The sequence below is a fragment of the uncultured Paraglaciecola sp. genome (genome assembly GCF_913020055.1).
In the GTDB taxonomy this organism is placed as follows: domain Bacteria; phylum Pseudomonadota; class Gammaproteobacteria; order Enterobacterales; family Alteromonadaceae; genus Paraglaciecola.
Window position 1 is genome coordinate 41173 of the sequence record NZ_CAJWCF010000003.1, and the last position, 25081, is coordinate 66253.

The 25081-nt window shown below is 41.0% G+C and carries 15 protein-coding genes; 8 read left to right on the forward strand and 7 right to left on the reverse strand.

From position 1 onward, the window contains the following. Positions 1-145 precede the first annotated feature (145 nt). From QZ488_RS01295 to QZ488_RS01305, 3 genes are all read left to right on the forward strand, one after another. A complete protein-coding gene (locus tag QZ488_RS01295; protein WP_293745821.1) occupies positions 146-1303 on the forward strand; it encodes a tetratricopeptide repeat protein in 1158 nt (385 codons plus the stop codon). A gap of 35 nt (positions 1304-1338) precedes the next feature. Further along, the gene (locus QZ488_RS01300; protein ID WP_293745822.1) at positions 1339-2562 is read left to right on the forward strand and encodes a tetratricopeptide repeat protein; all 1224 of its coding nucleotides are present in this window, start codon (positions 1339-1341) and stop codon (positions 2560-2562) included. A 116-nt stretch (positions 2563-2678) separates the two neighbouring features. Beyond that, entirely contained in the window at positions 2679-3524 is an 846-nt protein-coding gene (locus QZ488_RS01305) for a M20/M25/M40 family metallo-hydrolase (protein ID WP_293745823.1), read from the forward strand. On the opposite strand, the gene QZ488_RS01310 is transcribed toward QZ488_RS01305, so the two are convergent. From QZ488_RS01310 to udk, 3 genes are read right to left on the reverse strand one after another with little or no spacing between them, the layout of a single operon-like run. Next, positions 3521-4360 carry a 2OG-Fe(II) oxygenase family protein gene (locus QZ488_RS01310; protein WP_293745824.1) on the reverse strand — a complete coding sequence of 280 codons (840 nt, stop codon included), beginning with the start codon at positions 4358-4360 and terminating at the stop codon, positions 3521-3523. The genes QZ488_RS01305 and QZ488_RS01310 overlap by 4 nt on opposite strands. A 30-nt stretch (positions 4361-4390) precedes the next feature. Next, positions 4391-5599 carry a NupC/NupG family nucleoside CNT transporter gene (locus tag QZ488_RS01315; protein ID WP_293745825.1) on the reverse strand — a complete coding sequence of 403 codons (1209 nt, stop codon included), beginning with the start codon at positions 5597-5599 and terminating at the stop codon, positions 4391-4393. A gap of 50 nt (positions 5600-5649) precedes the next feature. Beyond that, positions 5650-6273 (reverse strand): uridine kinase, encoded by a 624-nt coding sequence (udk, locus tag QZ488_RS01320; RefSeq protein ID WP_293745826.1) that lies wholly within the window; start codon positions 6271-6273, stop codon positions 5650-5652. A 356-nt stretch (positions 6274-6629) separates the two neighbouring features. Between udk and QZ488_RS01325 the strand changes: the two genes are divergently transcribed. After that, complete coding sequence (locus QZ488_RS01325; RefSeq protein WP_293745827.1) at positions 6630-9821, forward strand: TonB-dependent receptor; 3192 nt, start codon at positions 6630-6632, stop codon at positions 9819-9821. Positions 9822-10269: 448 nt separating this feature from the next. Beyond that, complete coding sequence (locus QZ488_RS01330; RefSeq protein WP_293745828.1) at positions 10270-11397, forward strand: endonuclease/exonuclease/phosphatase family protein; 1128 nt, start codon at positions 10270-10272, stop codon at positions 11395-11397. 74 nt (positions 11398-11471) lie between these two features. Here the strand turns inward: QZ488_RS01330 and QZ488_RS01335 are convergent, their stop codons facing one another. Together QZ488_RS01335 and gltB are read right to left on the reverse strand one after the other, a co-directional pair. Continuing rightward, positions 11472-12887 carry an FAD-dependent oxidoreductase gene (locus QZ488_RS01335; protein ID WP_293745829.1) on the reverse strand — a complete coding sequence of 472 codons (1416 nt, stop codon included), beginning with the start codon at positions 12885-12887 and terminating at the stop codon, positions 11472-11474. Between the two features lie 9 nt (positions 12888-12896). Further along, complete coding sequence (gltB, locus tag QZ488_RS01340; RefSeq protein ID WP_293745830.1) at positions 12897-17363, reverse strand: glutamate synthase large subunit; 4467 nt, start codon at positions 17361-17363, stop codon at positions 12897-12899. Positions 17364-17909: 546 nt separating this feature from the next. Between gltB and arcB the strand changes: the two genes are divergently transcribed. From arcB to galK, 3 genes are all read left to right on the forward strand, one after another. Further along, on the forward strand, positions 17910-20255 hold the full coding sequence (gene arcB, locus QZ488_RS01345; RefSeq protein WP_293745831.1) for an aerobic respiration two-component sensor histidine kinase ArcB: 2346 nt from the start codon (positions 17910-17912) through the stop codon (positions 20253-20255). A gap of 147 nt (positions 20256-20402) precedes the next feature. Then, positions 20403-21452, forward strand: coding sequence for a UDP-glucose--hexose-1-phosphate uridylyltransferase (locus QZ488_RS01350; protein WP_293745832.1), 1050 nt, complete (start codon positions 20403-20405; stop codon positions 21450-21452). A 4-nt stretch (positions 21453-21456) separates the two neighbouring features. After that, positions 21457-22635: a galactokinase gene (gene galK, locus QZ488_RS01355; RefSeq protein WP_293745833.1), complete on the forward strand. Its 1179-nt coding sequence runs from the start codon at positions 21457-21459 to the stop codon at positions 22633-22635. A gap of 31 nt (positions 22636-22666) precedes the next feature. Here galK and QZ488_RS01360 read toward each other — a convergent pair whose 3' ends face one another. Further along, positions 22667-23527, reverse strand: a complete 861-nt coding sequence (locus QZ488_RS01360) for a DMT family transporter (RefSeq protein ID WP_293745834.1) — start codon at positions 23525-23527, stop codon at positions 22667-22669. Between the two features lie 6 nt (positions 23528-23533). After that, positions 23534-24889, reverse strand: a complete 1356-nt coding sequence (gene mgtE, locus QZ488_RS01365) for a magnesium transporter (protein ID WP_293745835.1) — start codon at positions 24887-24889, stop codon at positions 23534-23536. Positions 24890-25081: the final 192 nt, after the last annotated feature.

A 25081-nucleotide genomic window follows, 5' to 3' on the forward strand; every position in this document is an offset into this window, starting at 1 on the left:
TACAATTAGTTAAAATCAATTGGCCCTAAGTCTATTACGTCTGCTAGTGTTATAAAACAATTCAAAGGTTTGAACTTCGAGTAAACTAAAAAATAAATTGTTTGTCTAAATGTTCTACAACCTTATTATCAATTGCAGGCAAATTATGAAAAACCTCAGTATTTTTCTGGTAGCTATCATATTTGTTGGTTGTCAGTCTGTTTCAGAAGTGCAAGTTAGCCACCAAGAGTTACTTTATGATCAAGGCTTTGTTGGATTCAAAAATGTCTATGTAGAGAGTGAAAGTGAAATTTTTGAGTTAGACGACGAGGCTAAAACTTTCGCTAAATCAGCGATAAAAGGAAAATTTAAACCCAAAGAACAAATCTACGCACTTGTACAACATATTTTTTCTCGTTCAGACTTAAACTTATTGTATCGCGCAGAAGCAAATACTGTCGCTAATCAAACATTTCAAAGTAGAGCCGCCAACTGCCTATCAATGTCAATTATGACTTACGCTTTAGCCAAAGAATTAGGTTTTGGTGTACGTTTCCAAGATATAGAAATTCCTGAGTACTGGACTATTAGAGAAGGTCAAAGTTTATTAAATAGGCATATTAATTTGCAAATTTTACCTCGTCCTAGCCGTGAGAATATTCAATTTATTAATAAAGGTTTTGAAGTAGACTTTGATGCCCAAGCCACACGCCAACATTTTCCTAAAACCCTGCTTAAACTTAATCAAGTTGTCGCTATGTTTCACAATAACAATGGCGCAGATGCGTTAGTTAAAAAAGACTATGTGAAAGCCTATGCCTATTTTAGTGCTGCATTATCGCATTCTCCTAACTTGTCTTCGGTTTGGGCAAATTTAGGTTATTTATATCGATTATCAGGTCACTATGATTTAGCAGAAAGAACCTATTTGGTGGCTATCGAAAAAGATAAAACAAACTTAACTGCTTGGCGTAATTTGTCGTCTTTATATGGATATATGGGGCAAGATGAAAAAGCTAAGGACATAGTGGATCGAGTTGTGCGAAAACGCTCAGACAATCCTTTTTTTCATGTAAACAAGGGGGACAAAGCGTTTGAAAAACAGCAGTGGAAAGTTGCGCTAGAGCATTATCAACGGGCACTAAGGTTAAATAAAAGCTACCACGAGGTATTCTTTGGTTTAGGTAAAACCTATTATGAATTAGGCAATATACAACGTAGCCATTACTACTTGAAGTTGGCAAGAAAGAAGTCAAGAACTGAAGAGGAACATGCAACATATCAAGGAAAGATAAACATGCTGGTCGCAAGCAAAGCAGGATAAAACCCCCGTTTTTTAAGATGAATTAAGTAGCAGTTTTGCTGGATGACAGCTATGTTAATGGTATGTTACTTGTGTTGGAAGTATCTATCATGCCGCAACGTTCATTGATTCTAACCGTTCTAATTTCGTTTATATTTTTGATGTTTTTTTCAGCTTGCCAGACTAGGGTGGTGCAAATTCCTCCTCCTGATACGTTGTTGTACGATCAAGGCTTTTCCGGTTTTTCAGATATCGACATTGAGTCAGAGCAACAGGTTTTTCAGTTAGATGAAAACGCTAAGGCATTTGTCGAATCCACTATTGGACCTTTGCATAATAAAATTGATCAAATGGAAGCCTTGGTGAAAGCTATATTTGATCGGTCTGATCTTAATTTACTGTATCAAGGCGATGCTAACACCACTGCCAGTGGTACTTTTCAATCTCAAGCCGCAAACTGTTTGTCTATGTCTATTATGACTTATGCACTGGCAACCGAAGCGGGATTTGAGGTTGATTTTCAAGAGATCATTATCCCTGAATATTGGACTAGACGCGCTGGTTTTAGCCTGCTTAACGGTCACATCAACCTTAAAATGTTGGCACCAAAACAAGTACATGTGATTGAGTTTAATCGGCCAAGTTATCAGGTCGATTTTGATCCACAGTCATCAAGGCGTGGATTACCGAAAAAAGTAGTCAGCAAACAAGCTGTTTTATCTATGTTTTATAACAACAAAGGGGCGGATGCTGTTTTGCAAAAAGACTATGTGACTGCATATGCCTATTTTCGTGAAGCTATACAGATCAATCCTAATTTTCACTCAGCCTGGATTAACCTTGGTATCGTTTATCGATTATCTGAGTATTTCCCCCAAGCTGAAAAATCTTATCAACATGCGCTTGTAATAAAACCAGATAGTTTGACTGCTATGGAGAATCTCGCTTATTTGTATACTTTTACCGGAAGGAATGAAGACGCTGAAGATATTTTAGCGAGAGTCGAAAACCAAAGAAACAGTAATCCCTATTACCATGTCAATTTAGGTGAGCAACAAATGGAACAAGAGCATTGGGATCAAGCTCTTGAGCATTTCCGTAAAGCCTTAGCTTTAGACAGAAGTAAGCATGAAGTGTATTTTGGCTTGGCTCGTGCCTATTTTCAAATTGGCGAGTTACAACAAAGCCAACGTTATTTAAAACAAGCTAAAAATAAAGCGGGTAATAAACAAGATGAAGATAGGTACCAAAGTAAACTGGAATTCCTTAGCCGTTTGTAACTATTTTTTAGGTGTTTGAAATTCGTAAATTTTTGCTTTTAAGTCTTTTTCTTTGCTCGCAGGTATATGCAAATTGCGAACAGCCTAAGTCTTATGGGTTATTAAATGAAACGACCTTGATTGATGATTTAGCTACTTTATCGTCAGCGAAAATGTCCGGTAGAAAAACTGGGTCTATTGGTAGTGTTAACGCACGGAACTTTCTACAAGCACGGTTTAAAAAAATAGGTGTAGCCAATTTCCCACAACGTGCTGAGTATATCCAAACGTTTCCCTTTCCCAACAATTCTGCAAACAACCAAGGTTTTAATATAGTTGGCTGGCTAAAAGGCAACACATTTGCGGACCAATTTATTGTTGTTACGGCTCATTATGATCACTTAGGGGCAAAGGGCAGGCATGTCTATTATGGTGCAGATGATAATGCATCAGGTGTGGCCACCTTACTTGCTATTGCAGGAAAAATTTCTGAGCTTGGCCTAGCTCATTCAGTTATATTTTTGGCGACAGATGCTGAAGAGCAAGGTTTATATGGTGCAAAAGCGTTCATAAAAAATTTGCCTATCAGTAAAAACAACATAAAACTGAACATTAATTTAGACATGCTGTGTGAAGGAGGTCGTAAAAATAGACTATATGCAACCTTTACCAGAGCTGACCAACAATTGGCTAATATAGTCAAAAACGTTGCTGATATTGCGGGACTATGTTTTATCAATGGACATAGAAAGAATCAGCGTTTTGACCGGTTTGAGCGCAAAATAAATTGGCGTAAGTCCAGTGAACATGCGGCTTTTGCTAAGGCGGGTATTCCTTACTTATTTGTCGGTGGCGGTGTGCATAAGCGTTACCATACTCCCAAGGATAACTTTGAAAATATAGATAAAGAATTCTATGTGTCGGCTGCAGAAACCGCCTGGCTACTATTGCAGGCGGCGGATGCTTATCAGGTTCTAAATTAGGCGACACCTAACTCTTCAAGGCGTTCTTTCAGATAACTTTTTGCAGTGTACCGATCAGACAGCACTACTTCAGGATTAGGGTGTAAAAACAAAGGTAGAGATACTCGCGCTTTTGTTTGGTCACTACCTTTAGGATTCACTACTCTATGGGTAGTGGAGGGGAAGTATCCGCCAGACGCTTCCTGTAACATGTCACCGATATTTACAATTAGGTTACCAAAATCACAGGGCACATCTAACCATGTATCCCCAGTACCTTTTACTTGCAAACCAGGTTCATTTGCAGAAGGTAGGATGGTCAATAAATTAATATCTTCATGGGCAGCTGCCCGTATGGCATCCGGTTCTTCCGAGCCATCTAAAGGCGGATAATGCAAAATACGCAGCAGGGTTTGTTCACTATTGACGACCATACTGGATAGAGATTGTGTGTATTTAGCTGACACTTCTGGTGGAGAGTATTTCTCAACCCATGCGAGTAATTCTGAGGCTAACAAATTAGTGTCACGGTAATAATCTGCTACTTCTTGTTTTAATGCCCCAGGGCAACGTCCCCAAGGATAGAAGTGAAAGTACTCTTTGATATCTTTCTTTTTAAAACCTTTTGCTGTTTCAGATATTTCAGTTGAAAAAAATCCATCATGAGTGTCTTTATTAAAGGTAAATTTATTTTTTTCTTCGCTATTAAAAAAAGCTTCCCAGCGCTTGTATATGCTGCTGACTCTATCTTGGCTTATAGGGTGATTTTTCAATACGCCAAAGCCCGTTTTATGCAAAGACTCTACAAAAAGTTTGTCAGCGTTGGGGGCTTGGTAATCGACTGCTACTAATTCCATAATTATATCTCCACTTCTTCTTTGTTCTGTTTATAAACTAAGGTAAAAACCGGCTAAGGCTGCGCTCATAAAATTAGCCAATGTGGCTGCTAATACGGTTTTTAATCCTAGCTGAGCAATTTCTTTTCGTCTATTCGGAGCCAGTGCCCCTATGCCACCCATTAATATTGCAATAGACGAGAAGTTTGCAAATCCACATAGGGCAAATATCACTATTGCTTGAGAATGGGGTGACAACTCGCTTTGATTTTGTAAGAAATCTAAGTAAGCGACAAATTCATTAACAACTATTTTTTGGCCAAGAAAACTACCAGCTATATTTGCTTCTTCCCAAGGTATACCAAGTGCCCAAGCAATCGGCTGGAAAAGATAGCCAAGAATGACCTGAAAACTCAGTGCTTCTGTACCAAATAATCCCCCTGCCCAACCAATTACACCATTGAGTAAGGCAATCAACCCAATAAAGGCTAATAACATCGCACCTACGTTTAATGCTAGGTGTAAACCTGATGCAGCACCACTGGCCGCAGCATCAAAAATATTGGCATATTCATTTTCTTTGTTTTCTTGTTCACTGAGCTCATTTTTAAATTCTTCAGTTTCTGGAATAATGATTTTAGCCATCAATAAACCACCCGGAGCTGCCATAAAACTAGCAGCCAGAAGGTATTCGATATTTACTCCCATTTGCGCATAACCTGCCATTACCGAGCCAGCAATAGAAGCTAAACCTCCGACCATTACTGCAAATAACTCAGAGCGGGTTAAGTTCGGTATAAAAGGCTTAATGACGAGTGGTGCTTCGGTTTGACCAACAAAAATATTAGCCGCTGCTGACATTGATTCAGGACGACTGGTTTTTAAGAAAAACTGTAAAAAACCACCAATAGTCCGAATGATCAGATTCATAATTTTAAGATAATATAAAACCGAAATCAGTGAAGAGAAAAACACAATTACCGGCAACACATTAAATGCAAAGATAAACCCCATGGACTTATCGCCCATTGGACCAAAAATAAAATTAATCCCGTCTTGGCTATAATTAATAATATTTTGTACATAAATGGTTAATGTTAATAAAAATTCTTTTCCAGGCGGAAAATATAATACCAACGCACCTACCGAAGCTTGAATAGCAAATGCACCACCTACAGTGCGCCAATTAATTGCTTTTTTATGGGCTGAAAATACAAATGCTATGAACAGCATTAGTGCAACACCAATTAGACTAACCATACTTTTTCCTTCTTCTTATTATTATTATTTGAGCTGCATGTAGCTGAAAGTTATAGCAAACTTTGTTGAATATGAGATTTAATCACATCTAGAGCTATTCGATTTTTACCACCTTGGGTCACAATCACGTCAGCGGTGAATCTGCTTGGAGCGATAAATTGATGATACATAGGTTTAACGGTTGACTCGTATTGATTCGCGACCGATTCAAAGGTTCTTCCTCGCTCTGCGATATCTCTTTTCAATCTGCGCAATAAACAAATATCTAAAGGCGTATCAACAAATATTTTGATATCAAACATCGGTTGAAGGGCGTCATTTGCTAAAAGCATGATCCCTTCAATGATAATAACCGGCGCTGAAATGAGAGTTTCAGTTTCTGCTAAGCGAGTGTGAGATTTGTAACAATAATGCGGATATTCAATTGATTGCCAATTTTTAAGCGCTTCTAAGTGTTTGACCAATAATTCATGTTCAAACGCTTTTGGGTGGTCGTAATTATTTTTTTCACGATCAGCCATGGGTAAATGATCTTGAGACCGGTAATAATGATCTTCTCGTAAAATTTGAACAGTTTTGCCTTCTTCAGAAAACTCTTTTAATAAGTTCTCAGTAAACAAAGACTTACCAGAACCAGATGCGCCTGAAATGGCAATAACTAATGGGGTAGACATACCAAACCGTTTCGTAAAGGGATAAATTGGTACGAAAGATACCAGCGAACTTGATAAAAGTCAGTTCACAATGTACATTTTTCTACTTGACCCGTTGGTCAGGTTTGTAAGTTTTATGTTAAAGTATGTTGCGAACTTGTGTAGTTTGACGGAGAAATGTGACAGTTTTATAAATTTACACCAATACTGTTACGGCTGTAATAAAAGTGTCATAATCAATCTGTTAAACTTAATTTAACGGAATGAGAAATCGATTTGAATCGATCAACCAAGCCATAGACATTGACTCATGGCATTCTGTACAGACAACAGTTCGGACGAATTGTTCAGAACACATAAAACTTAGGAAACACATAATGTTTAAAAAAACAAAATTCAGTCGCATTGCGATTGCAGTAGCTATGTCAGTAGGACTATCGTCTGCTGTAATGGCGCAATCAACCACATCTTCTATCCGTGGTAATGTTGCAACCGAAACAGGAGCTATTTTTTCTGGAGCTACTGTCACTATTACCCATATACCATCTGGCACTGTGTCTACAGCGACTACAAATGAAAGTGGTGTATTTTCTTCACGCGGTTTGCGTGTTGGTGGTCCTTACACAGTTAAGATCAGTGGCGGCGAATTCGCTCCTGTACAAATCGAAGATCTTTATCTGTCTCTCGACCAAGCGTTCTCTCTTCCTGTAACGGTAGAGGCAACAGGTAATACTGAGGTTATTCAAATAACGGGCAGCACTAGTGCAGTGGCCGGTTTCTCGAATGAAGGGCTAAGCATGAGCCTAGGTCTTGAAGCTCTAGGTGAAGTTGCTTCGATTGACCGTGATATCACAGACGCAGCTCAGCTGAATCCGTTTGCTTCAATCAACGTGCAAAGTGGTGGAGCCAAAGAATTAACTATAGCGGGTGCAAACAGCCGCTTTAACTCGTTAACTATCGACGGTGTTGCTTTGAATGACCGTTTTGGTTTGAATGCAAATGGTTACCCTACGCAGGGGTCTCCGATTTCTTATGATGCAATCGAATCTCTGTCAGTACAAACAGCACCTTTTGACGTTGAATATAACGGTTTTACTGGCGGTACTATTAATGCTGTTACTAAATCCGGTACTAACGAACTCCATGGTTCAGTCGGTTATTACAAAACAAGCGATTCATTAATAGGTGATGAAAACGGCAATGACAAATTCGACTTTACTTTTAAAGAAGAAACTTTTGTTGGAACACTTGGTGGTGCATTAATAAAAGACAAGCTATTTTTCTTCGTTGCTTACGACAAATATGAAGAAGTCGCTCCTCTTAGAAATGGGCCTACAGGTTCAGGCGCGCTTAACCAAGAACCTAACATTACACTTGACGACGTTGCTCAAGTTGGTCAGATTGTTTCAGATGTTTGGGGCTTCGACATTGGTGATTTTAACAAAGGCCCAGCCGAAAATGAAAAAATCCTTGCCAATATAGACTGGAACATTAGTGCCGACCACCGTGCAAAGTTCACCTATATCATGTCGGAAGGAAACGCCATCCGTGAGCAAAACGGTAACAACTTTTTAGCCTCAGACAATGTTCTTGGCGCATCTTCTGCTTGGTATGACCGCTCAGAAAAAGTAGAGAGCATTATCGGCCACGTATTTTCTGACTGGAATGAAAACTTCTCGACCCAAGTTAAGATAGCAAGTACTACGCAAGCCACAGGTCAGAATTCTTTGAATGGTGCTGAATTTCCTAATTTCGCGGTATTCTTACGTGAAGTTGATGGTGAAGAAAACTATCTTTCAATCGGCCCAGACCGTTTCCGTCATGGTAACTCATTAGATCAAGAATTTTTACAATTCAAATTTTTGGCTACATACGCAGTAGGCGACCATATAGTCAAAGGTGGTTTCGAGAGAGAAGAAGTTGATATAGATAACTTATTCGCGCAAAACTCCGAAGGTTCTTACGTTTTTGATAGTATTGAAGATTTAGCCAACGCTACCGCGTCTGGACTTTTGTATAATAATGCGATCTCCAACGATGAAAACGATCTTCGTGCTATTTGGGGTTATGCTTCAAACTCTTTATATGTGCAGGATTCATGGGATGTCAATTCAGACCTGAGCATTGAAGCGGGTATCCGTTATGACTGGTACGAATCTAATGGTTCAATCCGCGAAAATCAAAACTTTAACGACCGTTATGGTTATTCTAACACTACGGATATCGAAGGCTTGGATGTTATTCTTCCAAGGGTTTCGTTTGAGTGGTTTGCTTCAGATGACATCACTGTTCGTGGTGGGATTGGTCGTTTCTCTGGTGGTTCTCCAGGAGTTTGGCTTTCAAATAGCTACTCTAACGATGGTGTGATTTCTGACGGCTCTAATGCTTTCGGTACCGTTCTAGTACCAACTACACCTGATGCCGCAACAGGTCAGTACATTCCGCAGGATGTGCTTACTTCGCTGGCAAGTGAAGCACCAGATGGTAGTGTTAACGCACTAAACCCATCGTTCGAAATTCCAACCACTACTAAAATTAGCCTTGGTGCTGCCTTCTATGCAGAAGAGCTACCGGTACTCGGTGAAGGTTGGTTATTTTCTGCAGACTTCCTTTACAACAAGTTAGATAATGCCACTTATTGGTACGATCAACGTTGTGAAGCTCAAGATACGGCACCAGATGGTCGCCCTGTCTACGACTGTAACGGACCTGAAGCCTTAATTGTTGGCTCATTTGACGCTGGTGATAGTAAGTTATATGCATTGTCAGCGACTAACGATTGGGATGAGTTCGACATGTTCGCCAGCTATACTTATTCAGATGTAAAAGATATCGGTTACGGCACATCGTCAACCGCGTCATCAAACTACTCTGACTTTGCTGCATATGATCGTCAATCGCCACGAGCAGGTACGTCAAGTTTCCAAACTGAGCACTTGTTTAAGTTCCGCGCTAATTGGACAAGAGAGTTGATCGCTGGTTACGAAACCAAAGTGTCAATGTTCATGACTCGGCGTTCTGGTCAACCTTACAGTTATACCTTCAACGAAAACAATGCTTGTTTACTTGACGTAGGTGGCGGTCGCTGTTCACGTGAAAGCCGTAATGATGATGCCGGTCACTTACTTTATGTTCCAAGTGGTCTGAATGATCCGATTTTTGCTTCGACTTCATTTGATGGAGATACGGCAGCGCAACAAGCGTTCTTTGATTACATTGAAAGTTCTGAGTTGGCAAAGTATGCGGGTAGTATAGCTCCGCGCAACAATGACAACTCTGCTTGGTCAACCATCATTGATATTCGTATACAGCAAGAACTACCAGCCTTTAGCAAGGAGCACAGTTTCAAGTTGTTCTTCGATATTGAAAACTTTGGTAACCTTCTTAATTCTGATTGGGGTCGTATTGAGCGTACTCGTTATGAATACGAACGCGACGTTGTTTCGGCTAGGATTGTCGATGGTCAGTATGAGTACTTTAATCTGAACAGCGACAGAAGCATTAAGAACCTAGAAGTGCTTTCTCAATCCGTTTGGCAGCTTCAACTTGGTTTGAAATACGAATTTTAATTTGTTGAACTCAAATTGAGTATTTAGCTCAAAGTACCTTCGGGTACTTTCATCTTGATAATAAACCCCTCATTTTTTCGAGGGGTTTATTTTTTCTGCAGCCCTAAGCTGCTATCGTAAGTTTTTTCTTTGTAATCGAAAACAAGGGCAACCTGATAAACGATAACTGGAAAGATTACGCAAAGGTTCATTTGTTAATGACGGCATCATCACTGCATCGTTCAATCACCAAAACCAATATGTGCATGAAGCTTTTAATGCTTCTGAGCAAGCTATGATCTTTGGCACTTCTTATTAGAAAGCTTTTTTTTGTCGTGAATATTAATATTCGATTTTCATTTAGAAAGGCTAAAAGTGACGACTTGTAGTCGGCTTTTATTATTCGTATATCCCCACAAATGGTTTAACTATGTATAAAATAATGATTGTTTTCTTTACGGTGTTCAGTATGTCTTCCAATAGCCAAAGTGTTCGAATTGCTACTTTCAATGTCAGTATGGATGCCACCAACTATTTAGAACCTGGGCAACAAGCCCAAGGAGATGAGCTATCGACTCGTTTACTTTCCGGCAAGTCTCAGCAGATCAGTAATATTGCTGAAATCATCCAAAAAACTAGACCTGAAATTATTCTCTTAAATGAGTTTGATTATTCAAACCAGTCAGCAACAGACGTACATAATTTTATAAACAATTACCTTAAAATTTCTCGGAACAACAGTAAGCCTATTGATTACCCTTATTTTTATAGCGCCCCAGTCAACACTGGCGTTGACTCTGGAATGGATCTGGATGGAGATGGAGTTGCCTCTGGCACTAAAGGCGACGCATTTGGTTTTGGTCTGTTTCCTGGTCACTATGGCATGTTGGTACTCAGCCAATACCCTATTCAGTTTGAGCAAATCCGCACCTTTCAACATTTCTTATGGAAAGATATGCCGGACAATTTATTATCCAGCATCAAAGGTGAAACTGCTCAGCCGTATTACAGCCAAGCAGCACAGCAGATATTGCGATTGTCTTCTAAGTCTCATTGGGATATTCCAATCAAGATTGACAATAACACTATCCATGTACTCGCCAGTCACCCCACACCTCCGGTATTTGATGGGCCTGAGAATCGTAACGGCAAACGTAATCATGATGAAATACGATTTTGGGCGGACTATTTATCGGTCGGTGAGCAGTCAGCTTATATTTACGATGACAAAGGTGAATTAGGCGGTTTTAAAGGAGAGCATTTTGTTATCACAGGTGACTTAAATGCTTCACCAAAGGAAGGTGACGGTATAAAAAGTGGCATACGAAGGCTACTTAGTCATCCGTTAGTGAATGATACGGCTGTGCCACAAAGTGAAGGTGGTAAGGCTAATACGCCTAACAACCACTATGCAGCCGAGCATACAGCCGGATGGGCAATGCGAGCTGATTATGTATTACCTTCAAGGTCACTTGAAGTGAAGGGCAGTGGTGTATTTTGGCCTAAATCAATTGAACCATTATTCCGTTTAATTAAAGATCGGAAAAATTCATCAGATCATCGTTTAGTGTGGATAGATATTAGCCTTACAAAGTAAGTTGGCTGTTAATACATAGTGATCAAAAAAGGGGCTTTCGCCCCTTTTTCAGTTTTACTTAAGTGTCTTACAACTTACACGCCTAGGTAATCCATTATGCCTTCGGCTGCGTTGCGGCCTTCATCAATGGCCGTCACAACTAAATCAGAGCCACGGACCATATCTCCACCTGAGAAAATCTTAGGATTAGACGTTTGAAATGCGTATTTACCATGTTTAGGGGCACGTACGCGGCCTTTTTCATCCAAGATAATGCCATAATCGCCAAACCAACTGGCTGGACTAGGTTGGAAACCAAAAGCAATAATCACAGCGTCAGCTTCAAGCACATGTTCTGAGCCTTCTATCACTACTGGGCGACGGCGTCCTTCAGCATCTGGCTGACCCATTTCAGTTTTAACCATAGTCACACCAATTGCTTTGCCGCTTTCATCCACAGCAATATCTAATGGCATAAGATTAAACTTAAAGTTCACACCTTCTTCGCGAGCGTTAACCACTTCACGACGTGAACCAGGCATGCTGGCTTCATCACGGCGATAAGCACAAGTGACTTCTGGTGCTCCTTGGCGTATGGCTGTTCTAACGCAATCCATAGTGGTATCACCACCACCAAGCACCACCACCTTTTTGCCTTTCATATCAACAAAATCAGTAGGCGATTTTTCTAAGCCTAACTGACGATTAACGTTGGCAATTAAGTAAGGTAAGGCTTCATACACACCAGGGGCTTTTTCGTTGTCAAAACCACCTTGCATGGGTTTATAGGTACCCATACCAAGGAAAACTGCATCGTAGCCATCCAATAATTCTTGGAAAGGTTTGTCTTTGCCTATTTCAGTATTCAGTACAAATTCAATACCCATGTCAGTAAAGATTTCATGGCGCAGATCCATCACTTCTTTTTCTAATTTAAAAGAGGGAATACCGAAAGTTAACAAACCACCAATTTTTTCATATTTATCAAACACAACGGGTTTCACACCGTTGCGAACTAAGATATCTGCACAACCTAAACCAGCAGGACCAGCTCCGATAATAGCGACCTTCTTGGTGGTTTTAATAACGTTCGACATGTCCGGACGCCAGCCTTGTTTAAAGGCTGTGTCGGTTATGTATTTTTCAATACTGCCGATTGTCACCGCGCCAAAATCATCGTTTAGCGTACAGGCACCTTCACACAATCTGTCTTGTGGGCAAACACGTCCACATACCTCAGGTAATGTATTGGTTTTACTCGATAACTCGGCCGCTTCAAAAATGCGTCCTTCATTCGCTAGGCTTAACCACTGTGGAATGAAGTTATGCACTGGGCATTTCCACTCACAATAGGGGTTACCACAATCAAGACAACGGTCAGCTTGACCTGCAACTTGGGTATCACTCATTGGCTGATAGATTTCAGCAAATTCTTCTCGTCTGAGGATGGAGGGCTTTTTAGGTGGATCAATACGCTCTACATCAACAAATTGGTATACATTTTTAGACATGATACCCCCTTATTGCACTTGGACACGAAGTTCGGCAGTAGACCGGCTTATGTGACCAAGTAAATTTTTAACATCACTAGTTTTTGGTTTAACTAGTCTGAACTTCGGCAAATAAGCAGCAAAATTGCTTAATATATCGTGTGCATGCTCACTACCTGTTTCTTCATAATGTTGATTAATCAGACCACGTAAGTGCTCCATCAAAATGACTTTATCTTCGATAGACATGAGCTCTACTAGCTCACCATTTACGCGTTGTTCGATATCATTCTGTTCATCAAGAATATAAGCAAAACCACCTGTCATACCTGCGCCAAAGTTAACGCCTGTACGTCCAAGTACTGCGACAATACCGCCTGTCATATATTCACAGCCGTTATCACCAATGCCTTCAACCACAGCAATAGCACCAGAGTTACGCACTGCGAAACGCTCACCTGCAAGCCCCGCTGCAAATAATTTACCTCCAGTAGCACCATATAAGCAGGTGTTACCAGCAATAACACTTTCATTTGATTTGAAGCTGACACCTCGTGGTGGGTGAATAACTAACTTACCGTCAGCCATACCTTTACCTACGTAATCATTAGCATCACCGGCTAAAGTCATTTCTAAACCGCCAGCATTCCATACTCCAAAACTTTGCCCAGCGGTACCAGTAAAGTTAAGTTTAATGGGGTGTTCGTCCATGCCTTTATTGCCATGATGTTGAGCAATCAAGCCAGAGATAATCGCACCTACTGAACGGTCAGTATTGCGAATGGGGTAATTGAATGTGCCACCACTTTTGTTTATCACTGCATCCGAAAGTTCTGACAACAACAACTGATTTAAGTCGCCCTTATCAGCTGGTGCGTTAGCCCCTTCACTACAAAATAATTTGGTGTGATCACCCGCTTCTGGTTTAGCCAAAATCGGGCTGAGGTCTAATTTGTTCTGTTTCGCCGTGACACCATTTAATACGTCAAGCAAGTCAGTACGACCAATTAGGTCATCCAATTTACGTACGCCCATTGACGCCATAATTTCACGGACTTCCTGAGCAATAAACTTGAAGTAGTTCATCACCATGTCAGGCAAACCGATGAAGTAGTTATCTCGCAAGTTTTCATCTTGAGTGGCAATACCTGTTGCACAGTTGTTTAGGTGACAAATACGTAAGTATTTACAACCTAACGCCACCATAGGTCCAGTACCAAAACCAAAACTTTCAGCACCTAAAATTGCCGCCTTGATCACGTCTAAGCCGGTTTTTAAACCGCCGTCGGTTTGTACCCGCACTTTGTGACGTAACCCGTTACTCACTAAAGCTTGTTGAGTTTCTGCTAGGCCTAATTCCCAAGGACTACCAGCGTATTTCACTGACGTCAGAGGGCTGGCTCCTGTACCACCGTCATAACCTGAAATGGTAATTAAGTCTGCGTAAGCTTTTGCCACACCACAAGCGATGGTGCCTACACCAGGTTCTGATACTAATTTCACAGAAATAAGGGCTGTAGGATTCACTTGTTTTAAGTCAAAAATCAGCTGAGCTAAATCTTCGATAGAATAAATATCATGATGAGGTGGTGGCGATATTAAGGTCACTCCTGTCACTGAATGACGTAATTCAGCAATATACTGGTTTACTTTGTCGCCAGGTAGCTGGCCACCTTCGCCGGGTTTAGCACCTTGGGCAACTTTGATTTGCAATATTTTAGCGTTAACCAAATAGTGTGGTGTCACCCCAAAACGGCCTGAAGCGATTTGTTTGATATTAGAGTTACGTTCGTTACCAAAACGTTTAGGATCTTCGCCACCTTCACCAGAGTTGGAGTTACCACCTAAACGGTTCATGGCAATCGCAAGGGCTTCGTGTGCTTCTGGGCTTAGCGCACCAATTGACATAGCCGCGGTATCAAAACGAGGGAACAGATTTTCGGCAGGTTCAACTTCATCAATAGAAATCGCTTCTGCATCCGGTGCCAAGGCCAATAAATCACGAAGGCAAGCTATTGGTCGTTCGTTTACTAGTTCGCTAAATTTTTGGTAATCTTGATAGTTACCACTCACTACCGCTTTTTGTAGTGTAGTTACTACGTCTGGGTTGTAAGAGTGATACTCACCACCGTGCACGTATTTTAATAATCCGCCGTGATCTAAGGTTTTACGCTTTAACCAAGCTACGCGGTTTAAATTAATTTGGTCTTGCTGGAAGTCTTCAAAATCAGCACCTTGAATTCGACTTGGCACACCTTTAAAACAAATGTCCATTACTGAACTATTAATCCCCACCGCTTCAAATAATTTTGAGCTGCGATAACTCGCAATAGTAGAGATGCCCATCTTAGACATGATTTTATATAGACCTTTGTTGATACCTTTACGGTAATTAACAATGGCTTGCATGGGAGTCATGTCTAAATGACCAGACTCACACATTTGTTCAATAATTTCATATGCAAGGAATGGGTAAATAGCGGTAGCACCTAAACCAAGCAATACAGCATAGTGATGGGAGTCTCTAACCGAAGCCGTCTCAACTACTATATTGGCATCACAACGCAAGCCTTTTTCGACTAATCGTTTCTGCACCGCACCTACAGCCATAGCAGCAGGAATCGGAATTCGCGCAGCCTTAATCGCACGATCAGACAGGATGACAAAAGCAGCACGTTTATGTGAAACCAAATGTTCTACTTCGTTACAGATACGGTTAATGGCTGTCTTAAGCCCTTCTTCAGGCGGATAATTAAGATCAACAAACTCTGCATAATAATGTTCAGGGTCGTAGGTGCGTAACTGTTTAAGATCGGTGTACACCATAATCGGAGAATCAAACAATACACGATCAGCGTAGCCCGATGTTTCGGTAAACACTGATTTTTCACGACCAATACAGGTAGCCAATGACATCACGTGATTTTCACGCAATGGGTCAATGGGTGGGTTAGTTACTTGAGCAAATTGCTGTCTGAAATAATCATAAATGGTCCGATTATGCCCAGAAAGTACAGCCATAGGTGTATCGTCACCCATTGAGCCTGTCGCTTCTTGGCCATCTTTGGCCAGTACTTTAATGACTTGTTCAAGCTCTTCGTAGCTGTAGTTAAATTGTTTGAAGTACGTATTCATCATGTCATCGTCAAACATTCGTTTACCGATTTCAGGTGTTTCGCATTCTTCAATCGGTGATAAACGGCGAATACTTTTATCTAACCATTCTTTATAGGGATGACGGCCTTTTAGCTCATCATCAATTTCATTTGAACGCCATAATTTACCTGTTTCGGTGTCTATGGCTAACATTTCACCTGGCGCAACGCGGCCTTTTTCAAGTACATCTTCTTGCTTGTAATCCCAAATACCCACTTCTGACGCTAAAGTAATTAAGCCATCTTTGGTGATGACATAACGTGCCGGACGAAGTCCGTTGCGGTCAAGGTTACACGCAGCGTGGCGGCCATTAGTCAACACTATGCCGGCTGGGCCATCCCAAGGTTCCATATGCATGGAGTTGAATTCGTAGAAGGCTTTTAAGTCTTCATCCATGGTTTTGTTATTTTGATACGCAGGTGGCACCAATAAACGCATGGCACGGAATAAATCCATTCCGCCTGCTAAAAATAATTCAAGCATGTTATCCAATGATGACGAGTCAGAACCTACTTCATTTACGAAAGGTGCAGCATCAGCTAAATCAGGTAACAAAGGTGTTTTGAATTTGCCGGTTCGGGCTTGAGCCCAATCACGGTTGCCACGAATAGTATTGATTTCACCATTGTGAGCTAAAAATCTAAATGGCTGAGCCAGCGGCCAACGGGGTAATGTGTTGGTTGAAAAACGTTGGTGAAATACGCAAATAGCCGACTTCATGTTTTCGTCAGCCAAGTCTAAATAAAACTTAGGCAAATCACCGGCCATAACAAGGCCTTTATATACGGTGACTAAGCTTGATAGGCTGGCTATGTAAAATTCTTCATCGTCAGCTAAGCGTTTTTCAGCGCGTCTACGTGCCATAAATAAGCGACGTTCCAAGTCCTGTGAGCGCCACCCAGAAGGACCATTGATAAATACCTGCTCAATTTGTGGTACACACGAAGCTGCCAAATCGCCCAAAATTGAATTATCTGTTGGTACTACTCTCCAGCCAACTATGCCCAAGGTTTCTTTTTCTAACTCTTCGGTAATAACTTGTTTGGCAGCGTCAGCTAAAGCTTGATCTTGATTAAGGAAAACCACACCTACAGCGTATTTTTTGCTAAGTTTCCAATTTTGCTGTTCCGCTATTCCACGAAAAAACGCGTCGGGTTTCTGTAAAAGCAGACCACAGCCGTCGCCTGTTTTTCCATCCGCGGCGATACCGCCACGATGTTGCATACGGTCAAGCCCCTCAATTGCGGTACTGACCAATTTATGACTTGGCTCGCCTTTAGTGTGGGCGATTAGTCCAAAGCCACAGTTATCCTTTGAATCGTTAGAATGATATAAACTCATTAATGCAAACTCCTTCAACCTTCGACTGGGCAGGATGTTATATATTGTTACTGCTAATCATACATCTAGATAAACGTATGAACGTGAATTGGCTTCATGCCTTGATGCTTATTTTCGGTCGTAATTATTATTGGGGATACCAGTCGAGTATCGAATATTTATACTAAGCAGGTCGTACAAAATACCGAGGATTATTTTATAAATCAATTCTCTTATATAGTGTATTTTGTATTTTTCATGAAACGGCCTCTTATTGCCATTAAAAATATATTTATTTCAATGACATAGCGACTTATTGTGGCTTAGTTATAAGCTATAAAGAAAAGCTAATAAACGGCTCAACTTGTTATTAAAAGGTTAAAAAAATTCATAAATATTTGCAAATAGCTTGGATGATGTTGAATTAATATTCAAAAATATGAATAAATAGTATTTTTGAGTTGGGATTATGCGCATTAATACTAGGCTAAGTTTTGATCCTCGGAATATTCTTGTTAGCATGTCGCGAAATTGGTACGAAGCACAGATGTTTGAGACCTCCACATTATGACTAAAAAGACCTCAGTTGATCCATGGGCGATCCGTATTGCGCAATTTATCAATCGTTTTGGTGCAGTTAAGACCAGCGTTTTATTCGTTGCAGTTACTTTGATGTTCACCTTCACAGGCACGTATTTTCTTAGAATTATTGTCAGTGACCAAGCCCACACTGAAGACTTCTTTATTGCCGTCGTATTAACTTTACTCAGCGCACCTTGGGTGTTGTGGTTTTTTAGTGAGTTAGTTAAACAACTGGAACGCTCAAGAGAAAGTCTAGCAGAGGCTGTGATTCAGCTCGAACATCTTCGAGCTGAAGATGAGTTACTTAACCGCACTTTGCAAAATAATATCAAGCAACTTAATCATGAAATAGAGCAGCGTAAAAATGCTCAATTAGAGCGAGAAAGTGTATTTGCAGATTTAGAGCGTGAAATCACCGAAAAATCTGACAAAGAACAGCAGGCATTGCGTCTGTCTACTTTGTTGCGGTCCATAATTGATGCCTCACCAGACTTAATTTATTACCGAAATGAAGAAGGACAGTTTGCCGGCTGTAACCGTGTTGCTGAGCAAATGACCGGTAAAACCGAACAAGAGTTAATTGGCTTAACACCACATCAAGTGTATGACGAAGAACTCGCTCGACAAGTGGTTGCCAGTGATCATGAAGTACTCGAAAACAACGTCAGTATTACCGAAGAGTTATGGTTACGCTTTGCCGACGGTCGTCGACGTTACTTTGAAATGCGCAAGGTTCCATTCTTTAGTGCTGACAATACTCGTCTTGGTCTACTAGCTTTTGGCCGAGATATCACCGAACGTAAACAGGCAGAGAATGCAGTAACTAAAGCCAGCAAAGATAAAACAGCTTTTATTGCCACTATCAGTCATGAATTGCGTACACCGCTAAATGGCATTGTTGGCTTAAGCAGAATGTTACGCGACACTGATCTAACCAGTGAGCAGTTTGCCTGGGTCAGTACTATATACGCCAGTGGTATCACCTTAGGTAATATATTTAACGATATTATTGACTTGGACAGGCTGGATAGAGACAGACTTGAATTATCACTAAAAACCGTATCAATTAAAGATTTCACTCAGGAGCTCAGCAGTATCATAGAGCTTTTAGCAGATGATAAAGACTTAACTTTTGTTGCACATATGGAAGAACCATTACCCGCTTTAGTAGAGGTAGATGGCACACGCTTGCGCCAAATTTTATGGAACTTATTGTTTAATGCCGTCAAGTTCACGCAAAAAGGCACGGTATCATTAGAGGTAAAGGCTGAAAATATTGATGCTGAAACCTGCATGGTTACCTTTAAAGTATGTGACACAGGTGTGGGTATACCACAGCAAGATTTAGATAAAATTTTCGCTATGTATTATCAAGTTGACTCACCGGAACATCAAAGTGCAACAGGTACTGGTATTGGTCTGGCTATTTGCCAACAAATGGTATCTTTGATGGATGGAAAAATTAGTGTCAGCAGTGCAATAGGGGAAGGCACCTGTTTTACAGTTGACCTGCCTCTGGCGATCAGCAAAAAACCACTTCAAGTTGAAACACTAAAAGTGACTGGTTTACAAATATTGTTAGTGGAAGACATTGAGTTAAATGTGATGGTAGCTAAAGCATTATTGGAAAAACTCGGCCAATATGTTGATGTAGCTATGACAGGTAATGAAGCCATTACTATGGCACGTGACAAACAATATGATTTAGTTTTATTGGATATTCAATTACCTGATATGAATGGTTTTGAGGTCGCCAATGTTCTGCACGAAGAGTCTTTGGTAGAACAAACCAGTATTGTGGCCTTAACCGCAAATGTGATTAAAACTCGTCAAGAATACCTTGATAACGGTATGGACGACGTCATTGCCAAACCGGTTAAAAAGAGTCGAATTATTGAAGTATTTAATAGTTTATTCTGCGAACAACCAAGCGTGCCTTATCAACCAGCCCCAGAGCCTAAAAAAGACCAACTGAATACTATTCTCGACTTAGAATTGTTACAAATGTTGGTCGATACTATAGGCCATGAAATGGTGCGCACTAGCGTGAAAGTATTCCAAGAGAAAATGCCTGAATATCTGGAAATTTTGCAGATTAGTTTAAGTGCGAATGAAAAGGACGAAGTCTGTTCTCAAGCGCATAAAATCAAAGGCGCTGCTGGATCTGTTGGTTTATCTAGGGTGCAAAAAATTGCCAATGAAATCCAGCAGGGTGACCATCCTGCATGGTGGCAAAATGTGCATGATTGGGTGGAGCAATTGAATCAGGCCGCTAGTCAGGATATGCAAAAATTAATTAACTGGTTGAGTCAGCAAGATATAGATGACTAAAGCTATATTATTCTAGCTCTAAGCTAAAGCGAAGTGAGTTTATCAATAAAGATGATGTGGTTTTTATTGGTAAATTTATCAATGCAAGTACCATATTAAGTCTTAGCCATTTAAATAAATGGCAGAAAAAAATAGGTTGTAAAAGTAATGTCAAAATTCGATCCGATTGATCATTCTCACCGTCGTCGCAATCCCTTAACGGGTGATTGGGTATTAGTCTCCCCACATAGGGCGAAACGCCCTTGGCAAGGCCAAGTTGAAAAACCACAGCCAGCCGATACCCAAGCCCATGACCCAGAATGCTATTTATGTTCGGGCAATACTCGGATTAACGGTGAAGTAAATCCTACGTATGATGGCACATTTGTATTCACTAATGACTTCGCAGCATTAATGCAAGATACTCCAGCGTCTGAGCAGTCGAATGATGATCTGTTTACACTTCAAGCTGCCAGAGGCACCAGCCGCGTTATTTGTTTTTCCCCTGAGCACAATAAAACCTTACCTGAATTATCGTTACCCGCTTTAGAAGGGGTGATTGCTACATGGCAAGAACAAGTGGCTGATTTATCGAAAGATTATGTGTGGGTGCAAGTATTTGAAAATAAAGGCGCCGCTATGGGCTGTTCTAACCCACATCCGCATGGGCAAGTTTGGGCGAATGACTTTATTCCGAATGAAGTGGCTAAGGCCGAAACAAGCCAAAAAGCTTATTTTGATAAACATGCTAGTTCACTATTATTGGATTATGCACAAAAAGAATCAGCTGATGGTTCACGCATAGTGGTTGAAACCGAACATTGGATCGCTGTAGTGCCATATTGGGCGGCGTGGCCGTTTGAAACCTTGCTTATGCCTAAGTTCGCATGCGCTAGATTAACCGATGTTGATGCAGTCCAAAAAGCTGATTTAGCCATCGCAATTAAAAAACTCACAAGTCGATACGACAATTTGTTTCAATGTTCTTTCCCTTACTCAATGGGCTGGCACGGCGCGCCGAATAACTTAGTCTCAACTGACCACTGGCAAGTTCATGCGCATTTTTATCCGCCTTTGTTGCGCTCAGCTACAGTGCGTAAATTTATGGTGGGTTATGAAATGATGGCAGAGCCGCAAAGGGATTTAACGCCAGAGCAGGCCGCGCAAAGATTACAAGCACTGAGTGATGTGCATTACAACGAATCTAATGGAGCCTAAGTTTATGTCTAACAATACGTCTAACATCTCGCAAAGTATGTTAACTGAACTTGATTCTGTTTTTACTCAAACATTTGGCAGCGCACCCACTCGTCATTTTCAAGCTCCGGGTAGGGTAAATCTAATTGGTGAACATACAGACTACAATGATGGTTTTGTTCTGCCTTGTGCTATTGATTACCAAACATTAGTCGCAGTCACTCCTAGAGATGATATGACCATCTCAGTGGTGGCCGTTGATTACAGTAACCAACAAGATGAGTTTTCTGTTGATAGCGAAATTGAAGTTCACCCCACACAGCTGTGGAGTAACTATGTTCGTGGTGTGGTGAAACACCTACAACTTAGAGGGCATGTATTCAAAGGTGCTAATTTGGCTATTGCTGGAAATGTGCCACAAGGAGCAGGATTAAGTTCGTCTGCTTCCTTGGAAGTGGTTATAGGTGAAATTTTTCGTAGTTTATACAATTTGTCACTTACAAAAGCTGAAGTGGCATTAAACGGTCAAGAAGCTGAAAATCAATTTGTCGGTTGTCAGTGCGGGATCATGGATCAAATGGTCAGTGCTTGTGGTTCAAAGCTCAACGCTTTGTTATTAGATTGTCGCTCGTTAGAAACCGAGCTTATCTCTATGCCAGAAGACTTGGCGGTGATGATCATCAACTCTAATGTAAAACGTGGTTTAGTTGATAGCGAATACAATACCCGTCGCCTGCAATGTGAAGAAGCTGCGCGTATTTTGGGGCTAAAAGCGTTACGAGATATTAGTTTGCTAGAACTGCAAAATAATAAAGATAAACTGCCTGAGGTAGTTTACCGACGTGCTCATCATGTTGTATCCGATAGTGAACGTACCGTTTTAGCTGCACAAGCACTTAGAGCAAATGATGTAGTGCAATTATCACAATTAATGGCCCAGTCTCATGTTTCCATGCGTGATGATTTTGAAATCACCGTTCCGCCAATAGATTTTGCAGTGAAAATATTAACTGAATACCTTGGTGATAAAGGTGGTGTACGTATGACAGGTGGTGGTTTTGGTGGCTGTATGGTTGCTTTAATGCCACACGACATGGTGGAAGGTGCGAAGTTATTAATGGCTGAGCGTTACCAAACTGAAACGGGTTATAAAGAAACTATTTATATTTGCAGTGCTAGTGATGGGGCTGGTGAGTTTAGTTAACCAGAGCTGGACGGTATGGCTTATACCGAGTTCAGTTTTTTTGTTTCGCTAGGATCACCAACAAAATTCCACCTAATATGAAGCAGGCAGACACTGCGAGATGAAAATCTATCGGTTCTGCTATTAACAACACACCACCTAGTGCAGCCCAAATAGGAACGGATAATTGGCTGGCTGCTGCAATGCTAGGTTTTAAATGTGGTAACACCGCGTACCACACCGAATAGCCGACCCCAGAGGCTAGAGCACCAGAGCCGATAGTGTAAAACCAGCCTTGTGCACTCATCTGTAGCCCAGTGGTTAAATAGACCCCAGCTAAAACGATAAATACAATTGGTAATAGCCGAATAAAGTTGCTTGCAGTGTCTAACAGAGGTTGCCTAGACTTTACCCCTATTAAGCTATACATGCCCCAAGCTACTCCTGCAGCACTCATTAATATACAACCGATTAAGCTAGGTTTTTCCAGCTCTGGATAAACAAAATATAAAAAGCCAAGGAGTGACACACTTATGCCTACTAGTTCTTGTTTTCTCATTTTAACGCCTATTAACCAACCTCTGAACAACATAGTAAATTGCACACAAGCGAATAAAATTAGTGCGCCAGTTGCCGTGCCTAAAGTTACATAAGCGTAAGAAAACCCAGCAGCATATACAAATAAATAGAAGGCACCTGAATAACTGCCAAAATTGGTTATTTTCCTGAAGTTCGTTTTGTTTTTGAGCGTGGCTATAAATGCCAAAGTGATCGCCGCAGATAATAATCTAATAGCGGTGAAATCTGCTGGTTGCACTTGTTCGGTGTTAAGCGCTAAGCGACATAGAACGGAGTTGGCTGCAAAAGCAAAGAGTGAAACAAGGGTAAATAAAATCGTTTGAAAGGTAGTCACTACTATCTAGATCAATAACCATGTGGCGGTGCCCAAAAAGGCAAATATACCGACTACATCAGTAATAGTGGTTAAAATTACGCTGCCCGCCAATGCAGGGTCAATTTTTAATTTTTTCATTATAATTGGCAAACTTGCACCGGCGAGGCCTGCGGCAACCATATTGATCATCATTGCAAAAGCGATGACTGCACCTAACATTAGATCTTGTTTCCAAATGGCAATGACCGACGCTATTAGCACTGACCATATCACGCCATTTAAAAAACCTATGGCCAATTCTTTACTGATTAACCATCTTGCGTTAGCCGAGCTCACATGTCCTAGAGCCATACCACGAATAACTAGGGTAAGGGTTTGATTACCCGCCACGCCACCCATACTTGGGACTATGGTGTTGAGAATGGCTAACACAGCTAGTTGACTTAATGTGGCTTCAAATAAATCACTTACTGCTGCAGCCATTAAGGCAGTAAGTAAATTAACACCCAACCAAATTGAACGGCGCTGAGTACTTTTAACAACAGGGGCGAAGGTATCTTCTTCATCGTCTAAACCAGCCATACTCATCATTGAGTGTTCGGCGTCTTCGCGAATAATGTCAACTACATCATCAATGGTAATACGACCCAATAATTTGTTATTTTCATCAACAACTGGAGCAGACAACCAGTTATAACGTTCAAACAAACTAGCGACTTCGTTATCCATCATATTGGCAGGAATCGCTTCTGAGTCTTTAATTAACGATTCTATTGGTGTGTCAGCAGCGGAAGTGATGAGTCGAGTAAGTGCCACACCACCCATTAGTTTATCTTCGCGATCCACCACATATAAGGTGTCTGTGTGTTCGGGCATATCCCCTTTAAGGCGCAGGTATCGCAAGATCACATCGACATTAATGCCAGGGCGAAGCGTAATGGCATCCGTGTTCATAATAAAACCAGCGGTTTCGTCACCGTAAGACAATCCAAGTTCGGCACGTATCCGATCTTGCTCCTCCATGGCAGCCAATAGCTCTTGAGCAATCTCTTGCGGTAAACCACGCAAGGTATCAACTAGGTTATCGGTGTCCATCTCTTCTAGGACATCAGCAACCCTTTCAGGTAGCATTTTTCTGATAATGCCATTACGTACATCATCGGAAAGCTCTTCAAGTACTTCACTGTAGAGATCAGGTGGTATAAGTTGCCAAATATCCAAGCGATTGCGGCTGCGGCTGGATTCCAAAAGCAAGGCAAGATCACCAGGCTGCAACTGATGCAGCATTTCTTTGGCGAGCTCTGTTTGACCACTACCTAATGCTTCATTTATGTCATGAAGTTGGTTGTTGCTGCTTTTGGCTTCGAAGGTACTAGGCATGGTTCAGATAAACTTACTCGTTAAAACAAAATAGGGGTGTAGACCTTTGGTAATTCAGCAGAGACTGTGGCCATTAACATTACCTCACTAGTTTAATCTATGCTCTCGTTTTGGTCAGTACATATTTCACCCTTAGAGCGTGAAATATACAGAGCAGTGACTAAAAGATAATAATGTTGATTTGTTATTTTA

Excerpts from the sequence above, each read along its gene's own strand:
- mgtE (WP_293745835.1), bottom strand. The coding sequence starts at position 24,889 with ATGCCTAGTACCTTCGAAGCCAAAAGCAGCAACAACCAACTTCATGAC.
- QZ488_RS01295 (WP_293745821.1), top strand. The coding sequence starts at position 146 with ATGAAAAACCTCAGTATTTTTCTGGTAGCTATCATATTTGTTGGTTGT.
- QZ488_RS01310 (WP_293745824.1), bottom strand. The coding sequence starts at position 4,360 with ATGGAATTAGTAGCAGTCGATTACCAAGCCCCCAACGCTGACAAACTT.
- QZ488_RS01315 (WP_293745825.1), bottom strand. The coding sequence starts at position 5,599 with ATGGTTAGTCTAATTGGTGTTGCACTAATGCTGTTCATAGCATTTGTA.
- QZ488_RS01335 (WP_293745829.1), bottom strand. The coding sequence starts at position 12,887 with ATGTCTAAAAATGTATACCAATTTGTTGATGTAGAGCGTATTGATCCA.
- udk (WP_293745826.1), bottom strand. The coding sequence starts at position 6,273 with ATGTCTACCCCATTAGTTATTGCCATTTCAGGCGCATCTGGTTCTGGT.
- QZ488_RS01350 (WP_293745832.1), top strand. The coding sequence starts at position 20,403 with ATGTCAAAATTCGATCCGATTGATCATTCTCACCGTCGTCGCAATCCC.
- arcB (WP_293745831.1), top strand. The coding sequence starts at position 17,910 with ATGACTAAAAAGACCTCAGTTGATCCATGGGCGATCCGTATTGCGCAA.
- QZ488_RS01325 (WP_293745827.1), top strand. The coding sequence starts at position 6,630 with ATGTTTAAAAAAACAAAATTCAGTCGCATTGCGATTGCAGTAGCTATG.
- QZ488_RS01330 (WP_293745828.1), top strand. The coding sequence starts at position 10,270 with ATGTCTTCCAATAGCCAAAGTGTTCGAATTGCTACTTTCAATGTCAGT.
- gltB (WP_293745830.1), bottom strand. The coding sequence starts at position 17,363 with ATGAGTTTATATCATTCTAACGATTCAAAGGATAACTGTGGCTTTGGA.
- galK (WP_293745833.1), top strand. The coding sequence starts at position 21,457 with ATGTCTAACAATACGTCTAACATCTCGCAAAGTATGTTAACTGAACTT.